Genomic DNA, 20,575 nt, shown 5'->3' with positions numbered 1-20,575 from the left:
TTCACTCCTTCGTGGATGGACGCTTCGTCGTCAGGCGCGCAGGCCCGCCTCGCGCATCAGCGGGAAGACCTGCTCGTTCAGCCGGTCGAGGCCCTCGTCGTAGTCGACGAGGCCGGTGCAGATGCCCGTGATGCCAGAGGCCTGCAACTTCTGCAGCTCCTCAACGACCATCTCGGGGGTACCAGTGATCGGCATGAGTGCCGCGCGGCCAAAGGCCCTCACCGACTCGTCACGCTTGTAGTCCTCGGATTGCTTGTATTCATCCCAATTGAAACTCTGGGTGCCGCTGCGGATGATCTCGCGATAGCGGAGCGCGCTCTCCCAGTCGGTGCTCTCTGTCACGTAGTCGGCGTAGGCGCGTGCTTCCTTCTCGGTGTCCTTGACGATGATGTGCGCGCCGGCCCAGAGACCGAGGTCCTCGCGTCCGGCCGCGTCGGCTTTCTGCCGGATTTTCGGCGTGAGCTCGCCGCTGTGCTCGACGCTGGCAACTGATGCGAACAGGACGTTTGCGTGCTTGAATGCGAACTCCTGCCCTGCGGGGCTTGAACCGGCGCTCATCACCATCGGGCGGGGGGATTGCACGGGCTTCGGGTGCGCCTGCGCACCCTTCAGATTGAAGAATTTGCCGTCGAAGTCGAACTCCTGCTCCTCGTTGGCCCACAGGCGCTCGGCGATCTCAATCCACTCGTCGGCGAGCTCGTAGCGCACGTCGTGCTCGGGGAGTTCCACGCCGAAGATGTCGTATTCGGGCTTGAAGTAACCCGCTGTTACGTTGAGCCCCATGCGGCCGCCGCTGATGTGGTCAATAGTTGTCACCATCTTCGCGCCCATTACCGGGTTGATGAACTGCACATTGCACGTGGCGATGATCTGGATGTTCTGCGTCACCGCGGCCAGTCCCGCTGCCCAGGTGAACGTCTCGAACTGACGGCCCCAGGGCCGGTCGGGACCCGCGAGCCCCTGCCAGCGCGCGATGGGAATGAATCCGTCCACTCCGTACCGGTCCGCCTTCTGCGCAAGATGCTGCACCTCGCCCCAGTTGCCAAGCTTGATCGAGTTCTCCGCGAAGTTCAGGCCGCCTTGCCCGGTCGACACGTTCGCGCCGAAGATCGCGACCTTGAAAGCGTTGTCGCCTCCAACCATCGGGCCGTTGTCACGCTCGACTGTGTAATCCGCGACGAAGTCGCGATCGACGGGATGGTCAGTGGAAGTTTCGTTGGATGCGATGCTCATAATCGCCGTCCTTTCGGGAAGATGGAAATTGGGTGTAGAACGTGGTGCATTTCTTACGACCGGCAGGGTCACGGTTTAGATTTGGGACGCATCCCCAAGGGCGTGCCAGCGCCGGTTGTGGTAGACCAGCGGATCTGCGGGTGCCGCGTCACCTGACAGGGCCGGTGACGCCTGGAGCGCCTCGACGGCCACGATGGACGACCCCCCGGCGGCCATCGTGTTGATGATCCTGCCCCGGATCCAGACCTGGGCCTGCACGAAGTAGGGCTCGCCTGTCTCCAGGCGCGACCAGAGAGACCTGTCAGCAAAGCGGTCGATCCCGCTGGTGGCGCAGAGTTTGGCAATGTCCACTTGTTCAGCGCTCAGTAGATGCACGACGACGGTGTCTGCGCCGAGAATGGTCGGAGTGCTGGACGAAAATTCCGATACCGAGAATGCCAGGATGGCGGGTTCGGCACTGGCCGAAATGACTGACGTTGCTGTCAGGCCGACCGGCCCATTGCCCGCATCAGCAGTGATGACAGCGACACCACCGGGATGGTTGCGGAATGCCGCCTTGAATTCGTCGGCAGTGATTGCCGGTTCAAGGCTTTGGGCGATGGATATGCTCACCGGATCTCCTTTGATATCAGTGCGCCGGCTTCACTGCCGGCCCTTGCTCAGGCTTCAACGTTAGGTGTGTAGGTGAGTTAAGCGGCATGGCAAGACATGCCAAACAGATGGGAAATCGCGCCACGCCAGGGCCTCTTGTGAATACATGGCGTGGGATGCAAAGCTGGTGACGTGCTTCACATGCCGGGCCGCTGCTACTCCTCGCACTCACGCCCTGAAACGCTGGAGCGCCTCTTCCTCAACGGTGAAAGGAGGCAGCAGTGAAACTAAGCTCTTACCAGAATCTGCGGCTACCGAACTTCAGCGTTCACGGACTATGCGCAGTGCTGAAGGACGCCGACCTTGATTGGCAAACTGCGCTCACAAACGCAGAACTCGACCCCGACGCGATCGACCGCCCGGGAGGCACTATTCCCGCGAAAAAGGAGTTGGCCTTCCAGCTGCAGTTCGTGGCTCTCACAAAAGATCGTGTCGATCTCTGGGTGAAGGCCGCACAGGCCTACACACTCGGATCCTTCGGCATTCGCGGTTTGGCCCTGGCTACCGCGCCGACCATTGGGGCCTGGGTAGAAGCTGGCAGCTCAACAGACTATGCCCCCGGCCTGATGGAAATAGCGCCTCTCCGGATTTCGGATGGCACGGTGATTGGGATGGAGTACACCTACCCCGATACCCCTGAAGAGCTCATCCCGTTCAGCATCTACCGCGATTTCTGCGTCGTTGCCCGAACTTTCACTTGGATGTACGGCGGTCCGTTCCCCTTCACCCGTGTCGAATTCCCCCTCGCAGAAGCCTCCCCCGAGGTCTTCCCCTACGTCCCCTGCGCCATCGACTGCGGATCCGACGCATTGCGGCTCTGGTGGGCTCCCGCAACATCGGAACACGAGCTCCCCTTCGGTAACGCCTTCCAACACGAAGCATGGCTCAAAGCGGATCACCAGATTCTTGACGATCTCAGGGCAACGGGCGACTGGCCCGACACTGTCATGAAGATCATCAGAGCCGCGCCCGAGCTCAACCGCAAACTCGCAAATGTGGCCGCAACACTGCGGGTCTCCCCCCGCACCCTTCAACGCAAGCTCGAACTAACTGGTGACGACTTCGCCCAGCTCCGGGACAAAGCCCTGCGTGACCTCGCCGCCGATCTGCTCTCGAAAACGGATCACTCTGTAGCACGGATATCCCGCACTCTGGGCTACACAGACCCAACGAGCTTCACCATCGCCTTCAAACGGTGGAATGGGATGCCACCGACGGCCTACAGAGAAGCTTCCCGATACAAGAACAACGCACGGTCCAAGTCCTAGCCGCCCGCGCTGTGCATGGCGTCTGCGGCCCGTATCAGCGCAAGGTGGGAGAAGGCTTGTGGGAAGTTTCCCGCCATCCGTTTTTCGTTCATGGAATATTCTTCGCTGAGCAGGCCGAGATCATTGGAAAGTCCCACCAAGGCGCCCATCAGGTTCTTGGCGTCTGCCCGTCGGCCCGAGCGTGCGTACTGTTCCACCAGCCAGAAGGAGCAGGCAAGGAATGGATGTTCACCCGGTGCCAATCCGTCGACACCGGTCTCGGTTCGGTAGCGCATCAGCAGGCCCTCACTGGTGAGTAGCTCCTTCTCCAACTGGGCGACTGTTCCCAGCATCCGCTCATCGTCGTAGGTGAGGAAGCCGACCTGCGGCAAGACCAGCAGTGCCGCGTCCGTCTCCTCACTGCCGTATGTCTGGGTGAAGGAATTAAGGTCACGGTTGAATCCGAGATCCATTATCTCTGCGGCCAGTCGATCCCGATGCCGCTCCCAGTGCCCGAGCGGCCCAGGCAGTCCGTGGTCCCGGACAGCCCATACCCCGCTGTCATAGGCTGCCCACATCATGACCCGGGAGTGCGTGAAATACTGCGGAGCCCCCCGCATTTCCCACAGTCCCAAGTCTTTGTCTTCGAAGTGTTTGTCCACTGATCCAAGGAGGGCGCGCTGTAGCGCCCAGGAGAAATGGTCCTCCTTGCCCCCGGCGAGGCGAAGCCTCTCCAGTACCACCATCACCTCCCCCACTACATCGGCCTGATGCTGGGAGACGGCTGCGTTGCCGATTCGAACGGGTCTGGCGTCCTGATAGCCCGGCAGATGCGGGAGTTCCTTTTCCGTGAGGTCACGTTCGCCCCCTACGCCGTACATTATTTGCAGATCTTCCGGATCCCCCGCGAGCGCCCGCAGAAGCCAGTTGCGCCATTTCAGGGCTTCGGATTCGTAGCCGTGCGTCAACATGGCTTCGAGTGTCAAGGATGCGTCGCGCAGCCAACAGTAGCGGTAGTCCCAGTTGCGTGGTCCGCCAAACTCCTCGGGCAGGGAAGTGGTAGGAGCGGCGACAATGCCGCCCGTTTCATAGTGGGTTAAAGCACGCAGGACCAGCAGTGAACGCTTCACTGCACTCTGATACGGCCCGTTGTAGCGGCAATTGCCCGCCCACGTGGTCCAGTAGTGGATGGCGTCGTCCAAGGCTGCGTCAATTTTGATGGCCGGCGGCACGTCCTGGTAGGAAGGGAACCATGTTAGGTGGAAGTCCACATTCCGTCCCTGCTGAACGGTGAACTCCCCCGCATGCCGGTGGTCTTCGGCCTGCGGAAGAGGGGTGCCCCGCAAAGATAGAGCGTCCGGACCGGACATGGCGAGCAGTATTTCCGAGCCGGGGTCAGCGCTGTCGCGGATCCTGCTCACCCAAGGCAGGACGGTGGCGTACTGGGGCCGAATCCTTATCTCTTGACGCATTTGGACTGACCCGCTGAGTCCGGTTACCCGCCGGACGAGTGATGGCTGGGCGCCACCTACCGGCATGAAGTCCGTCACCAAGACCTTTCCGGAATTGGTCTGCCACGTTGTCTGTAGTACGAACGTGGAGTCCATATAGTGACGGTCCACGACAACGGCCTCCTGCGGACTCGGGGCTAACAGCCACCGGCCATGGTCTTCATGCCCAAGCAGGGAGGCAAAGACCGAGGGCGAGTCGAAGCGCGGGAAGCAGAGCCAGTCCACACTGCCCTGCCGGGAAACCAGGGGGCCGGTGTGGAGATCCGAAAGCAGCGCGTAATCCTCAATCGGGGCAGCCATGCTTCACTCAACCACAAGATGAAAGATCTCCATAGGCCTCGCGGTGTGGCCACGAACGCAGGGTCAATTACCTTGCCCGGGAGTTTCGCTGGCCTGGTGTACAGACAAAGAACTGAGGCTGTGCGACCGGTGCAAACGGGACGATGAGCCATTGGTTGCCGTAGAGCTCCACGTAGGAGTCGGAAGGGCAGAATGTAAAGGCTTCTTCGCGTGTCATCTCGTTCCCTCTCTTAGTTGCGTCGTTCCGGCTCCACTGCGGAGCCTTATTTAGCTTCAACGTTAAGAGCCTGCAGCGTTGGACCGGCATGACAAGCGACGCCAAGTAGATGGGAAACTGCGCCAAACGTGAGCTCTTGTGTGGTGAAGGCCCCCCTAGGGTGCAAAGCTACACACGTGACTTCACCATCTTCTGATACTCGAATTTCCGAAGCACTTTCGAGCAGGAGCCCGTCCCTCCACAAAGAAGAGGAGAGAGATGCATCCCCGAACCGGTCCCGAACATACTGAGGCACCCCGCTATGCCTGCGGCAGAGGGTGGCAACGGTGAAAGGCGGAACCTATCAGAACCTTCGGGTACCAAACTTCAGCGTGCACATACTGCGTGGACTGCTTGAGGATGCGAACCTGGATTGGCAAACTGCGCTGGCGCATGCGGAAATTGACCCCGATGCGGTGAACCGCCCTGGAGGCACTATCCCTGCGAGGAAGGAGTTGGCCTTCCAGCTTCAGTTCGTTGGTCTCACAGGAGATCGTGCGGACCTCTGGGTGCGCGCCGCCCGGGCCTACTCACTGGGCTCCTTCGGGGTGAGAGGATTGGCCCTCGCTACTGCGCCGACCATCGAGGCATGGGTGGAAGTTGCAAGTACAGCTGACTACGGCCCTGCCCTGTTCGAGCTAGCGTCGCTGAGGACACCGGATGGCACGGTAACCGGCATGGAGTTCACCTACCCCGGTGCCCCGGAAGAGTTGATCCCGTTCAGCGTTTACCGGGACCTCTGTTTCATTGCCCGGAATTTCACATGGCTCTACGGCAGCCCTTTCCCCTTCACTCAGATTGAATTCCCGCTCGCAGAAGCCTCCCCCGAACTTTCGGCAAACGTCCCCTGTACCATCGACTGCGGCGCCGAAACGCTCCGGCTATGGTGGGACCCTGCTACGTCAGCACAGGAACTTCCCTTCGGTAACGCGTTTCAGCACGCGGCGTGGATCAAGGCGGATACCCAGATTGTGGACACTCTTAGGGCCACCGGAGACTGGGCCGACACCGTGGCGAAGACCATAAGGGCCGCGCCCGAGCTCAACCGCAAACTGGCAAATGTGGCCGCAACACTTCGGGTTTCCCCCCGCACCCTGCAGCGAAAGCTCGAACTCACCGGGGACGACTTCGCCCAACTCCGGGACAAGACCCTGAGTGACCTCGCCGGCGACTTGCTCTCGAATACGGATCTTTCGGTAGCGCGGATATCCCGCAGGCTTGGCTATACAGAGCCTGCCAGCTTCACCATCGCCTTTAAACGGTGGAAGGGGATGCCACCGACGGCCTACCGGGAAGCTTCCCACTACAAGAACAATGTCAATTTAAGGGCCTAGGCCAGACCGCACAGCCGTCCTAAACCACGACATACCTTGGCGTACATTCCCAGGTGAACGGCGTTGATTGCCGTGCCGGGCTGGGACCGCCGCAACTTAACGTTGAAGCCTGCGCAAGCCCGGCGATGAAGCCGGATTCTTCCGCGGGACACAACGCATGGCGTCGACGTCGTCGGCACATCGAAACAATGATTCCTCCCGGGTCCCTCCGATCTCATGCGCTACTCTCCGCGGTCAGTAACGACCCCAGCGACCGCTGGGTATAAGACAAAGGTGGTCAAAGATGACACAAACAATATCGGTCGAGTCCCGCACGGGCCGAAGCATACCCATAATTGCCCTACTCCTGCTGAGCGGCATAACGCTCGACATCCAGTACGGGATCCTCGCTCCGCTCATCGGGGTGATTGCTAAAGAATCAGGCCTCACGGGATCAGAAATCGGGTGGGTCCTAAACGCGTTGATGATGGGCAGCGTGATCTCCGTCAGCCTGACCGCCCGTATGGGTGACATTTTCGGGCATCGCAAAGTCCTCATCGCGCTGATCCTCTTGGCACTGGTGGGATGTGCCCTGGGTGCAACCGCCAAGGGTTTCTGGCCTTTGGTCGCGGGCCGATTCCTCATGGGCCTCGCGGTCACGATTCCGCTGAGCTGGGGGCTTCTGCGTCCACGGGCTACCGCGAGGCAAATCCGGTTGGTCTCGCTGGTGCTCTCGACGGTGATGGCAGTCCTTGTACCGCTCGCACTTATTGCCGGCGGGCTCATCGTTGGATTGGGTTTGCCTTGGGAGACCGTCTTCTGGGTGACCTTCGCCTTGTACGGGGTGATGTTGATCCTCGCTCTGAAGTCACCGGAGACACCCGTCGCCGCCCGCGCCGTGGTTCAGTTGGACTGGTCCGGTGCGCTGGGGCTCGGCGTGTGGGTCACAGCACTCCTGGTCGGAATTGCTGAAGGGCCCGGCCAGGGCTGGACCTCACCGCTGGTCCTCGGAGCATTCATCCTAAGCGCAGTGACACTGGCTGCTTGGATCGTTCAGCAGCGGCGCACCCAGGAGCCCCTGGTGTCATTCCGCAACATGGATATCCGCCAGACGCTGATCGGCTATTCGGGAATCCTCCTGATCAGCCTGGTTGGCCAGGGCATATTTATCGTGCTGCCGGCATGGCTGCAGACCCCGGCTTCTTCCGGGTATGGCCACGGGCTCTCTGCTCTGGACTCCTCGTACGTACTGCTCGCGATGATTCCGGGGGCGGCACTGGGATACCTTTGGACCCGATGGGGCCTGCGGCGCCTGGGACCGAAGACCGTCCTGGTCATTTCCGGATCCGCTGCGGTCATCGTCTTCCTCGGACTCGCCCTGGCCCAGGACCACGTGTGGCTGTCCTGGTTGTGGGTGTTCCTGTACGCGCTCACGATCCTCAGCTGCCTGACCACCGGATACACCCTCGTTGCGGCTGCTGGCCGCCAGGACAACATGGCGGTGACCGTTGGCATGCAAAACATCATCCAGTTCGTCGGAGCGATGATAGCCGTCGCAATTATCCTGAACGTGTTGGTTCCCGGCTCCGACGGATTCATTCCCCAGGCAACGTTCGCCGGCATCTACATCGCCTCGGCCGTGGTCATCGCTGTCTTCGTCATCGTCTGGGCGGTACTGGCACCCAAGCGCATCACCGACCTGCATGCGGTCGACACGGAGACCGATCCCACGAAGGTTCATGTTGCCAGTCACTAGAAGGAGCTAAAGCTGATCCAGGGCCACGGCAAGGACGGACGTCAGATGACACTCCATAAGCAAGATGACTGGCTTCCCCTTGTTGGGGAAATGGTGCAAATAAGAATCAGTGGCCGGTTTGTCCGGACGGGAGTAGTTGACGCCGTGACAATCGACGACGGGATCCTTTGGCTTGCGGCCGATGGCGTGAACCAGCGTCGGTTGATCAGCAAAGCCGACGGATATGAGGTCTGGATGACCTACAAATGGGAGGCCGCGGGAGCTTGGAGGTAATTTCAAGCCACAACTGACCTCCGCGCTGCCGTCGTTGGAATTCTTTCTGATAGCAATCGTCGCATTACGATACTTACAATCAGATTATGTGAGTTTTCTATTGACGATCCACATCAGACGCAAGTAGCGTCTGCAGAGCACCCCACCGAGATCGCTAAGCAAAGAAGCTGGCGAAGAGTCACCCTGCATTCCGGTCATCAATGGCGCCGGCCGGATGTACGGGAGGCCAGGGGGACGCACGCTTCGCAGCGTGCGAAGAAATCCGAGGAGAAAAATGCGAACAACGAAGTCGCGAATCATATTGGCTGCTGGATCGACGGCGGTGCTGCTGGCTTTGGCTGGTTGCGTTGGAGGCGCCAGCAGCCAGAGCCCCAGCGACACTGTCGCCATCGATGTCGGTAATCATATGAAGGTCAACTTGAAGACAAGCCCCAACCTCAAGGTCGCCGTTTTTATCCCGGGTGTCGCCAATGCGTACGGGCAGGCGCAAGAGCTTGCCGCGAAGGAGACGGCCAAGAAACTCGGCATGGAGATGACGTTGTTCGACGGCGGCTATAACCCGAGCCAACAGCTCAACCAAATGCAGACCGCGCTGGTGTCAGGGGGCTATGACGCTGCAGTCGTGCAGGCGCTCGACGGCACAGTAGTTTGCAAAACCCTCACCGAGGATTACCCCAAGGCCAACATTCTCGTGGTGAACAACGTCACGCCACTATGCGACTACGGCACAAATCAGACGGGTAAGAAAGTTGAGGAGGTCTGGGCCCCGGGCACGATGAACTTTGTAGGTAGCAACAACACCCGCGCTTACATCGACGGCTGGTTCTCGGCGGCAGCGAAAGCGAACCCGGGCAAGCAGAAGGTAGTTGCTGTTCTTGGTCCTGCTGTCGCCGCCCAAACGCGTGTGATTGAGGTTGCCTTGGCGAAGTTCGCGGAGGACAACCCCGGCTACAAGGTGGACAAGCTCTACACCGACTACACAACTACTGGCACATTCAATGAGACCCAAACCTACTTGCAAGGCCATACGGACACCAGCCTCATCCTCTCCATGTATACCCCGGACATCTCACAGGGTGTCGTCAAAGCTGTAGAAGCCGCAGGACTTCTTGGAAAGATCCACATTGTGGACCAAGGGTTCGGCGAGTTCTCAATCGAACAGATTAAGGCGGGAAATATCCAGTTCTCTACGCTGTTTTTCCCTTACAACGGGATAAAGGTATCGCTTGAGGCCATTGCCTCGGCTCAACGCGGGGATGCAGGCCCCCGTTTTGTCGATGACTCGGTCATCGGCACTGCGAAGAGTCCTTTCACGGTCACGAAGGACACGATCACCGAGCTTCCCGCCGAACTACGCTAGTCGCGCAGATCGCTCAGAGAGCCGCTGTCGGCGTTCACCGTAGCGTCGGCGTTCCACAACACAATAGCGAAGCAACGAAGCTCCGCGACAAACCACATTCATACCGGCCGCCCAAGGCGGCGGTACGAGCAAATCAGGAGAATTATGCGTACAACGAAGTCGCTGACCATATTGGCTACTGGATCCATGGCGGTACTGCTGGCCTTGGCCGGCTGCGCTGGCAACGCCAGCGGTAACTCGGGCGGTCAGGGCCCAGCCGGCACGGTCGCAATCGACGTCGGCAATGACATGACAGTCAACCTCAAGACCGGCCCGGGCCTTAAGGTCGCAGTTTTTATCCCCGGTGTGGCCAATGAGTTTGGGCTGGAGCAGGAGCGGGCGGCAAAGGAAACTGCCAAAGAACTCGGTATGGACATGACCTTGTTTGACGCAGGCTATGACCCGAACAAGCAGCTCAACCAAATGCAGACAGCGATGACATCCGGAAAGTTCGACGCCGCGGTAGTAATGGCCCTCGACGGCGTGATGTCCTGCAAACTCCTCACCCATGACTTCGCTAAGGCCAATATCCTTACGTCGATTTCAGGCTCGCCCCTCTGCGACGACGGCACAAATAAGGCCGGCAAGTCAGTTGACGACGTCTGGGCCCCCGGCACGTTGAACTTTGTGGGCAGCAACACCACCCGCAATTACGTCGACGGCTGGTTGGCGGCCGCAGCAAAGGCCAACCCGGGTAAGCAGAAAGTGCTTGCTGTTCTTGGCCCGGCGGTCAACACCCAGACGCGTGTCACAGAAGCCGCAATGGCAAAGCTAACGGCGGACAACACCGACTATTCGGTTGACACGATCTACACCGACTGGACGACGACTGACGCGTACAACAAGACCCAGACCTACCTGCAGGGCCATCCGGACACCACCCTCATCCTTTCTGCGTCCTCGCCCGACCTCACCCAAGGGGTCATCCAGGCTGGAAAAGACGCCGGTCTTTCGAAAAAGATCCACATTGCGGACGTCGGTTTCGGCAAATTCCAGATCCAACAATTGCAAGCCGGCAACGTCCAGCTCTCCACAATGCTCTTCCCTTACAACCAAATGAAGGCAAACCTCAGCTCCATCGCTGCCGCCCAACGAGGGGACGCAGGCGCCCGCTTTGTGGATGACTCGGTCATTGGCACCGCAAAGAATCCTTTTGTGGTCACAAAGGAAACGATCTCCGACCTGCCCGCCGAGCTACGCTAGCGCCGCAGTTCGCCCAACCTGGGGCTGGGGCGGCGTTCGCTCGAACGCCGCCCCAGCCCAATAGAGAAAGTAGAACTGGCAATGGAGCCTTCGCTATCGGACCCGGTTATCGCCGTCGCGCTTAAAGCGGTGTCGAAGACCTATGGTGCCACCCGCGCATTGATTGATGTGGACGTCGAGATCCACGAAGGAACGGTACATGCACTGATCGGCGAGAACGGAGCGGGCAAGTCCACTGCGTTGGGCGCGATCGCCGGCCGCGTCGACTTTGATGGGGGTGTCGTCGAAGTCTTCGGTGAACCGCTTGAAGCGGGGAATCTTCGCGCTGCGCGCCGGAACGGAGTCTCGGCCATCTATCAGGAACTTACGATCGTCCCGCATCTGGATGCAGCGGCCAACGTATTCCTAGGGTCCGTTCTGTCCCGGTTCGGAGTTCTCTCCAGCCGCGAAATGCGTCGCCGTTACGTCCAACTGTGCGCCGAGCTGGACGTCCGGGTCATACCTGCCGGCGTTCCCGTTGGCTCCCTCTCGGTGGCAGAGCAGCAGTTGCTCGAGATCATGCGGTCCCTCGTGGTCGAGCCTCGCGTCATCCTCTTCGATGAGCCCAGCGCTTCGCTTGCCGTCGAGGAACGCGAGGCGCTCTATAAAGCGATCGAAGGGTTACGCAAACGCGGCGTCACCATCGTGATCGTGAGCCACAACTTCGACGAAATCGAACGGCTCGCGGACTGGATAACGGTTTTCCGCAATGGCCGGGCCATCACCACGAGCAGGCGCGGGGAGAAATCCCGGGCCGAACTCGTGCGAGCGATGCTCGGTGAGCAGCGGGGTGACCAGACGCTTGGCCGGGTACTCATGGACAAACCCGTGGAAATACACTCAAGGCCGGTCGAGACGGGTGTGGCCCCGATTCTTGAAGTGGTTGGGCTCACCGTCCCGGGAGCCCTCGAAAATATCGACCTGGAAGTGAAGCCCGGGGAAATACTTGGCATCGCAGGTCTGGTGGGTTCGGGCCGCTCGACATTGCTGCGGGCAATCGCTGGCGCCGAACCCACCGCACGGGGAACCATCCGTCTGGCGGGCGCGGAGTCCCCCTGGCCGCGGACCGTGCGCGCCGCGCGCAAACTTGGAATCGGCTTGATCCCCGAAGATCGCAAGGGAGAAGGGCTCGTTTTGCTCCGCAGCGCCGCGGACAACATCGCACTCGCAAATCTTGGCGCGGCCTCATCCGGCGGCGTGATCGGGCGAAGGAAACTCCGTGCGATGGTCGCCGAGGCAGCCTCACGGCTGAACTTCCCCGTAGCCCGACTCGGTGAACGCAGCGACAGGTTCTCGGGCGGCAATCAGCAGAAGTTACTGATGGCACGGTGGCTGTACGACCGACCCCGAGTCCTCCTCGCCGACGAGCCCACACGCGGCATCGACGTCGGAGCCAAGGGCGAGCTTCTGGAGACCTTACGCGTGATGGCAGCCGATGGCATTGCCGTGATCATGGTCTCGTCCGAGCTTGAGGAAGTGCTTGCGGTGTCCGATCGGGTGCTCGTTGTCGCCAAGGGCCGCAGCACGGGGCTCATTGAGCCAAACGGCGATCAGCAGATCGCCATGGAAGACGTACTACAAGCAGCATTTGGATTGAAGGAGCACGCATGAGCGCCACCATCGACAGGGACACCACCCCGGATAACACCGTTACTCCCAATGTGACGGCAAACAGGAGGCTCAACCTGCGGGAGCGAGCAGCAAGCCTCGGGATGGTCTGGGTGCTCATCATCCTCGTCATCACCGCGACCATCCTCAATCCCCGCTTCCTCAACGTGGGAAACCTGGTCAACATCCTGACCCAGAACGCCCCCGTCGGCATCATTGCCGTAGGGATGACATTCATTATCATCGCAGGGGGCTTCGACCTTTCGGTGGCCGCCGTGCTCGCTATCGGCGGAGTGTCCTATGCAACCCTGTCCCACATGATGCCCGCGGGGCCAGCCATACTCATCACGCTGGTGATCGGATTCCTCCTCGGCCTGATCAACGCCCTCCTCATCACAAAAGCCAAAGTAAATGCGTTCATCGCGACTCTCGCAACGGCCTCATTGTTCAGCGGCCTGACCTTGCTCTACACGAACTCCAAACCCGTGTCCATGGCAACGGGCGGCTACGATTTTCTCTCGGGCGTTGACTTCCTTCGAGCGCCGCTCTCCGTCTGGCTGCTCGCGATCCTCGTCGCTGCAGGATGGTTCACGCTAGCCAAGACCGTCTACGGCCGGGGAATCTACGCGATCGGAGGCAATAACGAAGCCGCACGGCTGGCCGGACTGCCCGTGATCTCACTTCGGGCAAGTACCTACGTGCTGACAGCTATGCTCGCCTCACTCGCGGGAATCGTTTTGGGGTCGGTCATCGGCGTCGGACAGCCGGGCGTGGCCGTTGGAGTCACGCTTAACTCGATCGCGATCGTTATCATCGGCGGAACTTCATTGCTCGGCGGAGAAGGCGCCATGTGGCGGACGCTCGTTGGCATCCTGATCTTTGGAACTATCAACAATGTCTTCGACATCCTGGCATTTCCACAGGCGACACAAGAGGTGGCCCTCGGCGTGATCGTGCTCGCCGCCGTATCGCTGGACGCCTACACACGGTCTCGGAAGCGGTCAGGAGAAGCCTGAGCTATGTCGACAATGGCAGGCGCTGAAGAATCCACTATCAGAGAAGGAAGATGAATATGTCGCGATTGGCCGGCAAGGTCGCCATCATCACGGGAGCAGCCAGCGGAATAGGGCTCTCCGCCCTCAAGCTCTTCGTGGCCGAGGGGGCGCGGGTAGTCGCCACGGACATCTCCGCGGAGGCACTGCGACAGGCGGTCGCGGAAATCACCGGGAACGGCGGCGAGGCGATGGCACGCACGCACGACGTTTCTTCCGCTGAGGACTGGAAGCGTGTAGTTGACGACGTCCTCGCCGAATGGGGCACCATCGACATCCTAATAAACAACGCTGGCATTGCCATGGCAAAGGGTGTCCTCGAAGCCGAGCTTGATGATTGGAACAAGGTGATGGCGATCAATGTCACCGGACCGTGGCTCGGAATGAAGAGTGTCATCCCCGCGATGCAGGCCGCCGGCCGCGGTTCCATCGTGAACGTATCGTCGATCGCCGGGATTGTCGGCGGCGCTTCCGACGGCGGCAGCGCGGCCTACTCCGCTTCGAAGGGGGCAGTCCGCTCACTGACAAAACACACCGCCCAGTGGTTTGCCAAGGATAACATCCGGGTGAACTCAGTGCATCCAGGTCCGGTCGACACCGGCCTGACCCGTGGCTACGGGCTTACGAAGGAATCGCTGGCCAACCCCGGCACCGTTCCTTTGCCGCCTCACGCCGGGGAGGCCTCTGATATTGCGTATGGCATGGTCTACCTTGCGTCGGATGAGGCGAAATTCATCACCGGAACCGAGCTCGTTATCGACGGCGGATTTACCTCTCAGTGAAAAACCCGCTTTCCTACTCACACAGCGGGCCGTGCTCGGTCACAGGACTGCTGGGATCCGAAACCCACCTCATCCGCCGAGGTCGGACGGGGGCCTCCGAACTGCTGGTTCGGAAGCCCCCGTGGATTGGCTCAGATCTCAAGGTCGAGGATGGCGATGTCGGTATTCTTGCGGAACTCGAGGATATACATGGCCACGTCCATGTGGGTGGCATCGGTCGAGAACACCTCCAGGGCGGCGCGGTCTTCGAGTTCGGCGACGAGGCCGAAGTCGAAGTTTCCCTCGATGCCAATGTCGATACCTGCCTCCAGAGAGCGTCAGCCGGGGATTACGCCCACGAGTGCTTCCAGGCGATCCATCGCCTCTTGCACCCGCTCGATTGGCGTGCCTTCGATCACGCGGAATAAAACGATGTGTCGGATCAAGATGTTTCCTTTTACTTACCCGGCGTAGCCGCCGTCGATGTCCTTGCCGGTGTCAGTCACGAACCGCGGCTCGCCTACGGCGAGATGATGTTGGCTTAAAGTCACCGCATGGTTCGCGGATCGACTCCATATTGGGCCGGAGCGCCAAGATGATCGCGCAAGGTAGTACCGTCATATTCACGGTGGAACAACCCGCGATCCTGGAGGATTGGCACCACGCCATCAACGAAGGCGTCCAGCCCATCCTCGTATATGTCTGGGGACACCCAGAAGCCATCAACAGCGTCTGCCTCGAACCATTCCTGCATGTGGTCAGCGGCTTCGGCGGCAGGTCCTACGATGACGGGGTGGTAGTCGATGACACCGTGCGCGAGCACGTCGAGGACCGACCAGCCTTCACGAGCGATCTTGAGTGCATGGACCGAGCGCGGGTCACCCGCTGATGGACGGGCGCTGGACAACTGATCCGCCGATAGTGGTTCGTCGAGCCGTGCAGGATCGAGGCGCAGGCTGAGCATCTGTCCGAGATAAGACGCGCGCTCAGGAAAAAGTCGTCCGCTCAACCTGGTTCGGCGATCGAGGCCTTCGCGCCTATCGTTCGCGATCGTCGTCATCAGGCCGGCAAAGAATTTAATCTCATCCGGGTCCCGCCCGGCGCGTTCGGCCGCTTCACGAAACGCGGCGCGCTGCGCCCGCGCATCGTCGATCGTGAATGCCGCGCCGATGACGCCGCTGGCGTAGCGGCCGGCGAGTTCGAGGGCGTTCGGACTGCCTCCGGCGTGGAAGATGACGGGTTGCCCCTGTTCGGAGGGAGGAATGTACAGCGGCCCACGCGAGGCGACGAACTTGCCGCCCATGTTGATGGGAGCGACCTGTTTGGCGTTCGCGAAGCGGCCCGTTGCTTTATCGTGCACCCATGCCGTGTTTCCCCAGCTGCCCCAGAGGGCCTGTACCAGCTGGACCGTCTCATGCGCCCTTCCGTAGCGTTCGGGGCTGGATGGGAGTCGTTGGCCATAATTCGCCGCGACGTCCTCGCCAATCGATGTGACGGCGTTCCAACCGGTACGTCCATGACTCATGACGTCCAGCGCCTTGAACTGCCGTGCGAGGTTGAAGGGCTCGTTGAAGGTGGTCGAGCCGGTGGCGACGAGGCCAATCCGGCTCGTTTCGCGGGCAACGGCTGCCAAGGTAACCATGACATCGAGATTGAAGTTAGGCGGCTCATTCTCAAGGTCGCCGACGTGACTGGGACCGTCCGGTAGGAACAGGAACTGGAGCTTTCCGCGCTCGGCCGCTTGGGCGTGCCGAACCTTCGCGTCGAAACTTGTATAGCTCATGGGGTCGACCGCCGGGGCGCGCCAGGCACCCGGCAAGTTGCCATACCCGTTGCCTAGATGCATGCCGATAATCATTTGTCTGGTCATGATGTCCTTCTTCCGCGCGCAGATCCGAGCTGTTCGTGCTGCCGACTGCGCGCTATACGGAGATCTCTCCGGTTCAAATCCGACTTGCGAAAGTCAAAGTTGAAGTCGCTGTGCGCGTCGTATCCGGCCTTTGCGGTTTCTTGGACGCATTTGTTGATCCTGGTGCGGACGATGCGCTCTGAGACGTAATGTTCGAGGTCGACCCCTTCGGTATGTAACTGCTGCATGCAACCAACAAGAATCTGTACGTAAGGCGAATTCACCCACTCATCGTCTGACCTTCTCACCAATGACAAGGTCAAATGATGTGTCCATTTATGAAGACTGAAGTCGATCGGCAAGAGCGTCGAGTCTTCTGTTCCGGACTGACGTGGCCCCTCCATAAGGTCTCGACGCAAGACTGGCATGCTCTTTCCGCGGGACAGGGCACGAGGCAAAGGACGCCAATTCGAGTGCACCCGGACACCCTTAACTTGGCATCTGTCACGGCAGGAGCCAAAGCTGTAAGGGGCCAGATGAGGTCCAAGATCCAATTAACGGAGGCGCAACAGACAGGTTCAGCGCCCACCACAACTACATGACGCCCACGGGTCTGCACCGGATCGGCACCCCCACCGCCGACACCCAACCCCCTATCAACTCCTGGCATTGCTGACCCGCACTGATTCGCCCAACCACACCCCAAAGGCGACAGCTCCCCCAAGTCACGCCCCGGGCAGGTATCGGTCGACCGTAAGTCATGAACGGACCTGTCAAAGGGCGCTGCGTAGGGGGCTACGTACCACTCGCTCTCGGAGGGTCCTTTGCCTCTCGGGATAAGTTATTAGGGCCATACCCACGCGCAATGAAAACGTGTGAGCCCGGTAGCGAAGAGGGAAGCTGAGTGTGACTTCCTGGAAAAGCAGAGGTAAGTGTGGACAGTAATGATGAAATTGGTTGTGTTGCGGTGTGGCTCTAAGTGTGCCTGACGCCCGTATGCAGGGTTTGTCTTGACAATGATCTGTCCACCACAACACGGCTGCGGTAAACGCTCGCGGCCAGGTGGACATGACCTCATAGGAGCCTGTTCCGAAGAGTCCCATTACTGTCTTGTCTGCCCACCCGGCCGGCGTGCCCCTTCTCATCGCATGCAACGGAAGACCAGGGCAGTTCTCATCATGGCAAAGGAACATCTGAAAGTCATCGCCGGTATCGATACCCACGCCGATACCCACCACGTCGCCATCATCACCGAAACCGGCCGGCACCTGGCCGACAGGGGATTCCCCGCCGCGGGGTCCGGCTACCGGGGCATCATCGACTTCATGAACGGTTTCGGTCCGGTCCTCGCCGTAGGCGTCGAAGGGACCGGCAGCTACGGCGCCGAACTCTCACGCGTACTCACCCGTGAGGGCATGCACGTCGTGGAGGTCACGCGCCCCAACCGGCAGGCCCGCCGCCTGCAGGGAAAATCCGACCCGCTCGATGCCTACCAGGCCGCCGAATCTGTGCTCGCCGGCCACGCCACTGCCACCCCGAAATCCCGCGACGGTGCGGTGGAATCCCTGCGGGTGCTGCGCGCCGAGCGCGCCACGGCAATGCGCGCACGCATCGCCGTGATGGCCCAGGCCAAGGCCATCCTCGTGACCGCCCCGGAAACCATCCGCGCCAGATACCGCGGCATGAGAAGCCCGGCCTTGATGGCTGCACTGGTCAAAGCACGGCCCGTCGGAGCACCGTCCGATCCGCTGACCAGCACCGCAACCGTGCTCAAACGACTCGCCGTCAGCTACCGGCACCTGCACCAAGAGCTGGCACTGATCGATGCCGAACTCGACGCCATCCTTACCCTCCACGCACCGATGCTGCGCGACCTTCCCGGCGTGGGCACCGACGTCGCCAGCCAACTCCTGGTCACCGTAGGCGACAACCCCGAACGCGTCACCACCGAAGCGAAGTTCGCGGCCCTGGTCGGCGTCGCCCCGATCCCCGCCTCATCGAGAAAGACGACCCGGCACCGGCTCAGCCGGGCCGGGGACCGACAGGCCAACAAGGCCATCCACCACGTCGTGCTCGTGCGGATGAGGTGGGACAGCAGGACCAGGGCCTATGTTGCCAGGCGTCGTCAGGAGGGCAAGAGCACCAAGGAAATCATGCGCTGCCTCAAACGGTACGTCGCCCGGGAACTCTACGAGCAACTCCTTCACCCGCACCCCGGCCCTGACCCCGGAACACTCCGGACAGTACGGACAGCCAAGCACCTGACCCTCCAACAAGCCGCCGACGCCCTGCACGTCTGGCCCACCACGCTGTCCCGCCTCGAACGCGGACTCAGTCACGACAACGACTTCCACCACCGCTACGAAACCTGGCTCACCGCGCAATCCCCTGAAACCGTACAGACTCCGCACCACGGGTTGGCCCGAGGATCGGCATAGCATCGCACCGCCAGGGGCCGGCCTGGACCGGGCCCTGGCGCCTGCCTGCCCAACCGGGGCAGCAGAGGCTCCGGGGTCAAGGGCGGCCGCAGGCCGTCGCACAGCGATCGAAGACCCTTGAGGCCGGAGTGGCCGGCCCGGTACCCTATCCCGGCGCGGGGGCTCGTCAGGCGATTGACAACAATAGGAGCATCATTGTCCATACCCCCTTTGGCAGGACAAACCGAGCTCATACGGCTCCCGTGACGTCGAAGAGGAGCCTCCGCAAGAAAACTTTTGGACCAAAGTCGGCGACGTCATGTCGTGCCCGCAACCCCGGACCATGAACTGGTGTTAGCCACCCACGACCAACCAGGAAAAACCGGAACGAGGAACCATTCAACAGCCACACAGCAGGCGGAAGGCCCACCAGCAGGGGACTTGAACCCGGATCCCACACACCTGGACTCCGTCGACGGATCGGACCCAGGAGCCCAAGGACGTTCCGCTGACAGGAACGTCCAACGACACCGACGATCCAGGCCGCAAAGTCATGCCGCCCGCAACGGAGAACTGCATGAAGCGGTGAAGGCAGAACCAGGGAGAAGGAATCAAAATGCAGGTCGAAAAGCCGCCCGCGCACAAAGGTGTGCACAGGGTGCACACCTCCTTTGGCCGGACAAACACACGATATGCGCACCCTGTCTTGCTCGCAGAAAGCAGCCATCCCGGGATGATTCTCGAAGACAATCCGTCCTCGTCATGTCGTCACCACAAAACTTGGCCATGAATGAGTAACGGCAACAACTGGACACCCGAAACAGCAGAAAAGGACGACACATAACCCTAGATTCCGCCACGCGGGGGGCACCAGCCAGGGCACTGCACCCGTTACCCACACAACTTCACCGGCCACCGCGGCGCCCGGCACGAACCGCGGCGAACGTCAGAGGGTCCCGCAGAGGGTCAATGTCCACACATTAAAGCAAAAACCCCTCTGACGAGAGGTCATGCTGTGCCCAAGGTGGGACTCGAACCGGCTTCCAAGCCCCGGAAACACTGGGAAGTCTTGGAAACATGCCGAGTACGGGCCAGTCCAGCCCCGGTACGGACGAGTCCCAAGGCAGGAGTGTGCACATTGTGCACACCCTTCTTGCACAGTCAGGACCGCACAGACCAGTTGATGTCTAGCGGCGAAAGTGGCTGGCCGATTTCCGGACGGCGATCGGACCGCCGCAGCCCAGGCAGACCGAGCCGATCCTTCTTGCCTGGCGTCAGGCGGCATCAAACCTGCTGAATTCAGTCGCGTTCCAGTCGCGTCCGTCTACTTTGCTCCTTGCCTAATTCATGATTTCTCAGCTTCACCGGGCCCGCATCCACCTGGATAACTCCGTGGGCCGCCGTGGGGAGTGCCGCCAAACTTTCGAGGTGCCGGCTTCTGCGGGCACGGTCTTTGAGCTAGCTTAGAGGTCATTCTTCAGTCTTCGGGGGGCAGTCTGGTGCCACCAGCCTTCCCAGGCTGATGAGGTGATTTGGCCTTGGGGAAAGTCTTCGGCGCTCCGCGGGCTGCCGCTTGCATGCGTGCTGCCGTTTCCGTCGTTGGAGTTGTCCAGCTTAGGTTCGGTGGGGACGGTGATCACGTTCTCTCCTTTATGTAGCTGATCTGGCGACGTGCAGTGCGGTTCTCTTGGCGTTGCTGCCGGCGCC

Annotated in this window: 16 protein-coding genes; 10 read left to right on the top strand and 6 right to left on the bottom strand. The window is 60.7% G+C overall.

What is annotated here, in order from left to right; genetic code table 11:
• Positions 1 to 30 precede the first annotated feature (30 nt).
• A complete protein-coding gene (locus KNN17_RS11090; RefSeq protein ID WP_241709071.1) occupies positions 31 to 1,233 on the bottom strand; it encodes an LLM class flavin-dependent oxidoreductase in 1,203 nt (400 codons plus the stop codon).
• Between the two features lie 75 nt (positions 1,234 to 1,308).
• The gene (locus KNN17_RS11085; RefSeq protein ID WP_241709069.1) at positions 1,309 to 1,845 is read right to left on the bottom strand and encodes a flavin reductase family protein; all 537 of its coding nucleotides are present in this window, start codon (positions 1,843 to 1,845) and stop codon (positions 1,309 to 1,311) included.
• A 260-nt stretch (positions 1,846 to 2,105) separates the two neighbouring features.
• On the opposite strand from KNN17_RS11085, the gene KNN17_RS11080 reads away from it, so the two are divergent.
• On the top strand, positions 2,106 to 3,152 hold the full coding sequence (locus tag KNN17_RS11080) for an AraC family transcriptional regulator (protein ID WP_241709067.1): 1,047 nt from the start codon (positions 2,106 to 2,108) through the stop codon (positions 3,150 to 3,152).
• On the opposite strand, the gene KNN17_RS11075 is transcribed toward KNN17_RS11080, so the two are convergent.
• The gene (locus tag KNN17_RS11075) at positions 3,149 to 4,942 is read right to left on the bottom strand and encodes a glycoside hydrolase family 15 protein (RefSeq protein ID WP_241709065.1); all 1,794 of its coding nucleotides are present in this window, start codon (positions 4,940 to 4,942) and stop codon (positions 3,149 to 3,151) included. The genes KNN17_RS11080 and KNN17_RS11075 overlap by 4 nt on opposite strands.
• 534 nt (positions 4,943 to 5,476) lie before the next feature.
• Between KNN17_RS11075 and KNN17_RS11070 the strand changes: the two genes are divergently transcribed.
• The 8 genes from KNN17_RS11070 to KNN17_RS11035 all read left to right on the top strand — a co-directional run bounded on the left by KNN17_RS11070 (position 5,477) and on the right by KNN17_RS11035 (position 14,623).
• Positions 5,477 to 6,532 carry an AraC family transcriptional regulator gene (locus KNN17_RS11070; protein WP_308196797.1) on the top strand — a complete coding sequence of 352 codons (1,056 nt, stop codon included), beginning with the start codon at positions 5,477 to 5,479 and terminating at the stop codon, positions 6,530 to 6,532.
• 283 nt (positions 6,533 to 6,815) lie between these two features.
• Positions 6,816 to 8,267, top strand: coding sequence for an MFS transporter (locus KNN17_RS11065; protein WP_241709064.1), 1,452 nt, complete (start codon positions 6,816 to 6,818; stop codon positions 8,265 to 8,267).
• 45 nt (positions 8,268 to 8,312) lie between these two features.
• Positions 8,313 to 8,540, top strand: a complete 228-nt coding sequence (locus KNN17_RS11060; RefSeq protein WP_241709061.1) for a hypothetical protein — start codon at positions 8,313 to 8,315, stop codon at positions 8,538 to 8,540.
• 274 nt (positions 8,541 to 8,814) lie between these two features.
• Positions 8,815 to 9,900, top strand: a complete 1,086-nt coding sequence (locus KNN17_RS11055; RefSeq protein ID WP_241709059.1) for a sugar ABC transporter substrate-binding protein — start codon at positions 8,815 to 8,817, stop codon at positions 9,898 to 9,900.
• Between the two features lie 144 nt (positions 9,901 to 10,044).
• On the top strand, positions 10,045 to 11,142 hold the full coding sequence (locus tag KNN17_RS11050) for a sugar ABC transporter substrate-binding protein (RefSeq protein ID WP_241709051.1): 1,098 nt from the start codon (positions 10,045 to 10,047) through the stop codon (positions 11,140 to 11,142).
• 81 nt (positions 11,143 to 11,223) lie between these two features.
• On the top strand, positions 11,224 to 12,792 hold the full coding sequence (locus KNN17_RS11045; protein WP_241709050.1) for a sugar ABC transporter ATP-binding protein: 1,569 nt from the start codon (positions 11,224 to 11,226) through the stop codon (positions 12,790 to 12,792).
• Entirely contained in the window at positions 12,789 to 13,805 is a 1,017-nt protein-coding gene (locus KNN17_RS11040) for an ABC transporter permease (protein ID WP_241709047.1), read from the top strand. The genes KNN17_RS11045 and KNN17_RS11040 overlap by 4 nt, the downstream gene beginning before the upstream one ends.
• Before the next feature lie 56 nt (positions 13,806 to 13,861).
• Positions 13,862 to 14,623 carry an SDR family NAD(P)-dependent oxidoreductase gene (locus KNN17_RS11035; protein WP_241709042.1) on the top strand — a complete coding sequence of 254 codons (762 nt, stop codon included), beginning with the start codon at positions 13,862 to 13,864 and terminating at the stop codon, positions 14,621 to 14,623.
• 317 nt (positions 14,624 to 14,940) lie between these two features.
• Here KNN17_RS11035 and KNN17_RS22655 read toward each other — a convergent pair whose 3' ends face one another.
• Together KNN17_RS22655 and KNN17_RS11025 are read right to left on the bottom strand one after the other, a co-directional pair.
• Entirely contained in the window at positions 14,941 to 15,048 is a 108-nt protein-coding gene (locus KNN17_RS22655; RefSeq protein ID WP_241709041.1) for a Dabb family protein, read from the bottom strand.
• 101 nt (positions 15,049 to 15,149) lie between these two features.
• Positions 15,150 to 16,472: an NtaA/DmoA family FMN-dependent monooxygenase gene (locus KNN17_RS11025; protein WP_241709040.1), complete on the bottom strand. Its 1,323-nt coding sequence runs from the start codon at positions 16,470 to 16,472 to the stop codon at positions 15,150 to 15,152.
• 1,157 nt (positions 16,473 to 17,629) lie between these two features.
• On the opposite strand from KNN17_RS11025, the gene KNN17_RS11020 reads away from it, so the two are divergent.
• Complete coding sequence (locus KNN17_RS11020) at positions 17,630 to 18,889, top strand: IS110 family transposase (protein WP_241709038.1); 1,260 nt, start codon at positions 17,630 to 17,632, stop codon at positions 18,887 to 18,889.
• A gap of 1,442 nt (positions 18,890 to 20,331) precedes the next feature.
• Here KNN17_RS11020 and KNN17_RS11015 read toward each other — a convergent pair.
• Positions 20,332 to 20,508: a hypothetical protein gene (locus KNN17_RS11015; RefSeq protein WP_241709037.1), complete on the bottom strand. Its 177-nt coding sequence runs from the start codon at positions 20,506 to 20,508 to the stop codon at positions 20,332 to 20,334.
• Positions 20,509 to 20,575: the final 67 nt, after the last annotated feature.

The organism is Arthrobacter bambusae (assembly GCF_022606295.1).
In the GTDB taxonomy this organism is placed as follows: domain Bacteria; phylum Actinomycetota; class Actinomycetes; order Actinomycetales; family Micrococcaceae; genus Arthrobacter; species Arthrobacter bambusae_A.
Note: the sequence above shows the minus strand (reverse complement) of the source record. Positions and strands in the feature narration are given on the sequence as shown.

What these genes read in the sequence shown, in the direction of transcription:
- KNN17_RS11025 (WP_241709040.1), bottom strand. Translation starts at nt 16,472, where the DNA reads ATGACCAGACAAATGATTATCGGCATGCATCTAGGCAACGGGTATGGC.
- KNN17_RS11020 (WP_241709038.1), top strand. Translation starts at nt 17,630, where the DNA reads ATGGCAAAGGAACATCTGAAAGTCATCGCCGGTATCGATACCCACGCC.
- KNN17_RS11075 (WP_241709065.1), bottom strand. Translation starts at nt 4,942, where the DNA reads ATGGCTGCCCCGATTGAGGATTACGCGCTGCTTTCGGATCTCCACACC.
- KNN17_RS11035 (WP_241709042.1), top strand. Translation starts at nt 13,862, where the DNA reads ATGTCGCGATTGGCCGGCAAGGTCGCCATCATCACGGGAGCAGCCAGC.
- KNN17_RS11090 (WP_241709071.1), bottom strand. Translation starts at nt 1,233, where the DNA reads ATGAGCATCGCATCCAACGAAACTTCCACTGACCATCCCGTCGATCGC.
- KNN17_RS11055 (WP_241709059.1), top strand. Translation starts at nt 8,815, where the DNA reads ATGCGAACAACGAAGTCGCGAATCATATTGGCTGCTGGATCGACGGCG.
- KNN17_RS11050 (WP_241709051.1), top strand. Translation starts at nt 10,045, where the DNA reads ATGCGTACAACGAAGTCGCTGACCATATTGGCTACTGGATCCATGGCG.
- KNN17_RS11065 (WP_241709064.1), top strand. Translation starts at nt 6,816, where the DNA reads ATGACACAAACAATATCGGTCGAGTCCCGCACGGGCCGAAGCATACCC.
- KNN17_RS11040 (WP_241709047.1), top strand. Translation starts at nt 12,789, where the DNA reads ATGAGCGCCACCATCGACAGGGACACCACCCCGGATAACACCGTTACT.
- KNN17_RS11045 (WP_241709050.1), top strand. Translation starts at nt 11,224, where the DNA reads ATGGAGCCTTCGCTATCGGACCCGGTTATCGCCGTCGCGCTTAAAGCG.
- KNN17_RS11060 (WP_241709061.1), top strand. Translation starts at nt 8,313, where the DNA reads ATGACACTCCATAAGCAAGATGACTGGCTTCCCCTTGTTGGGGAAATG.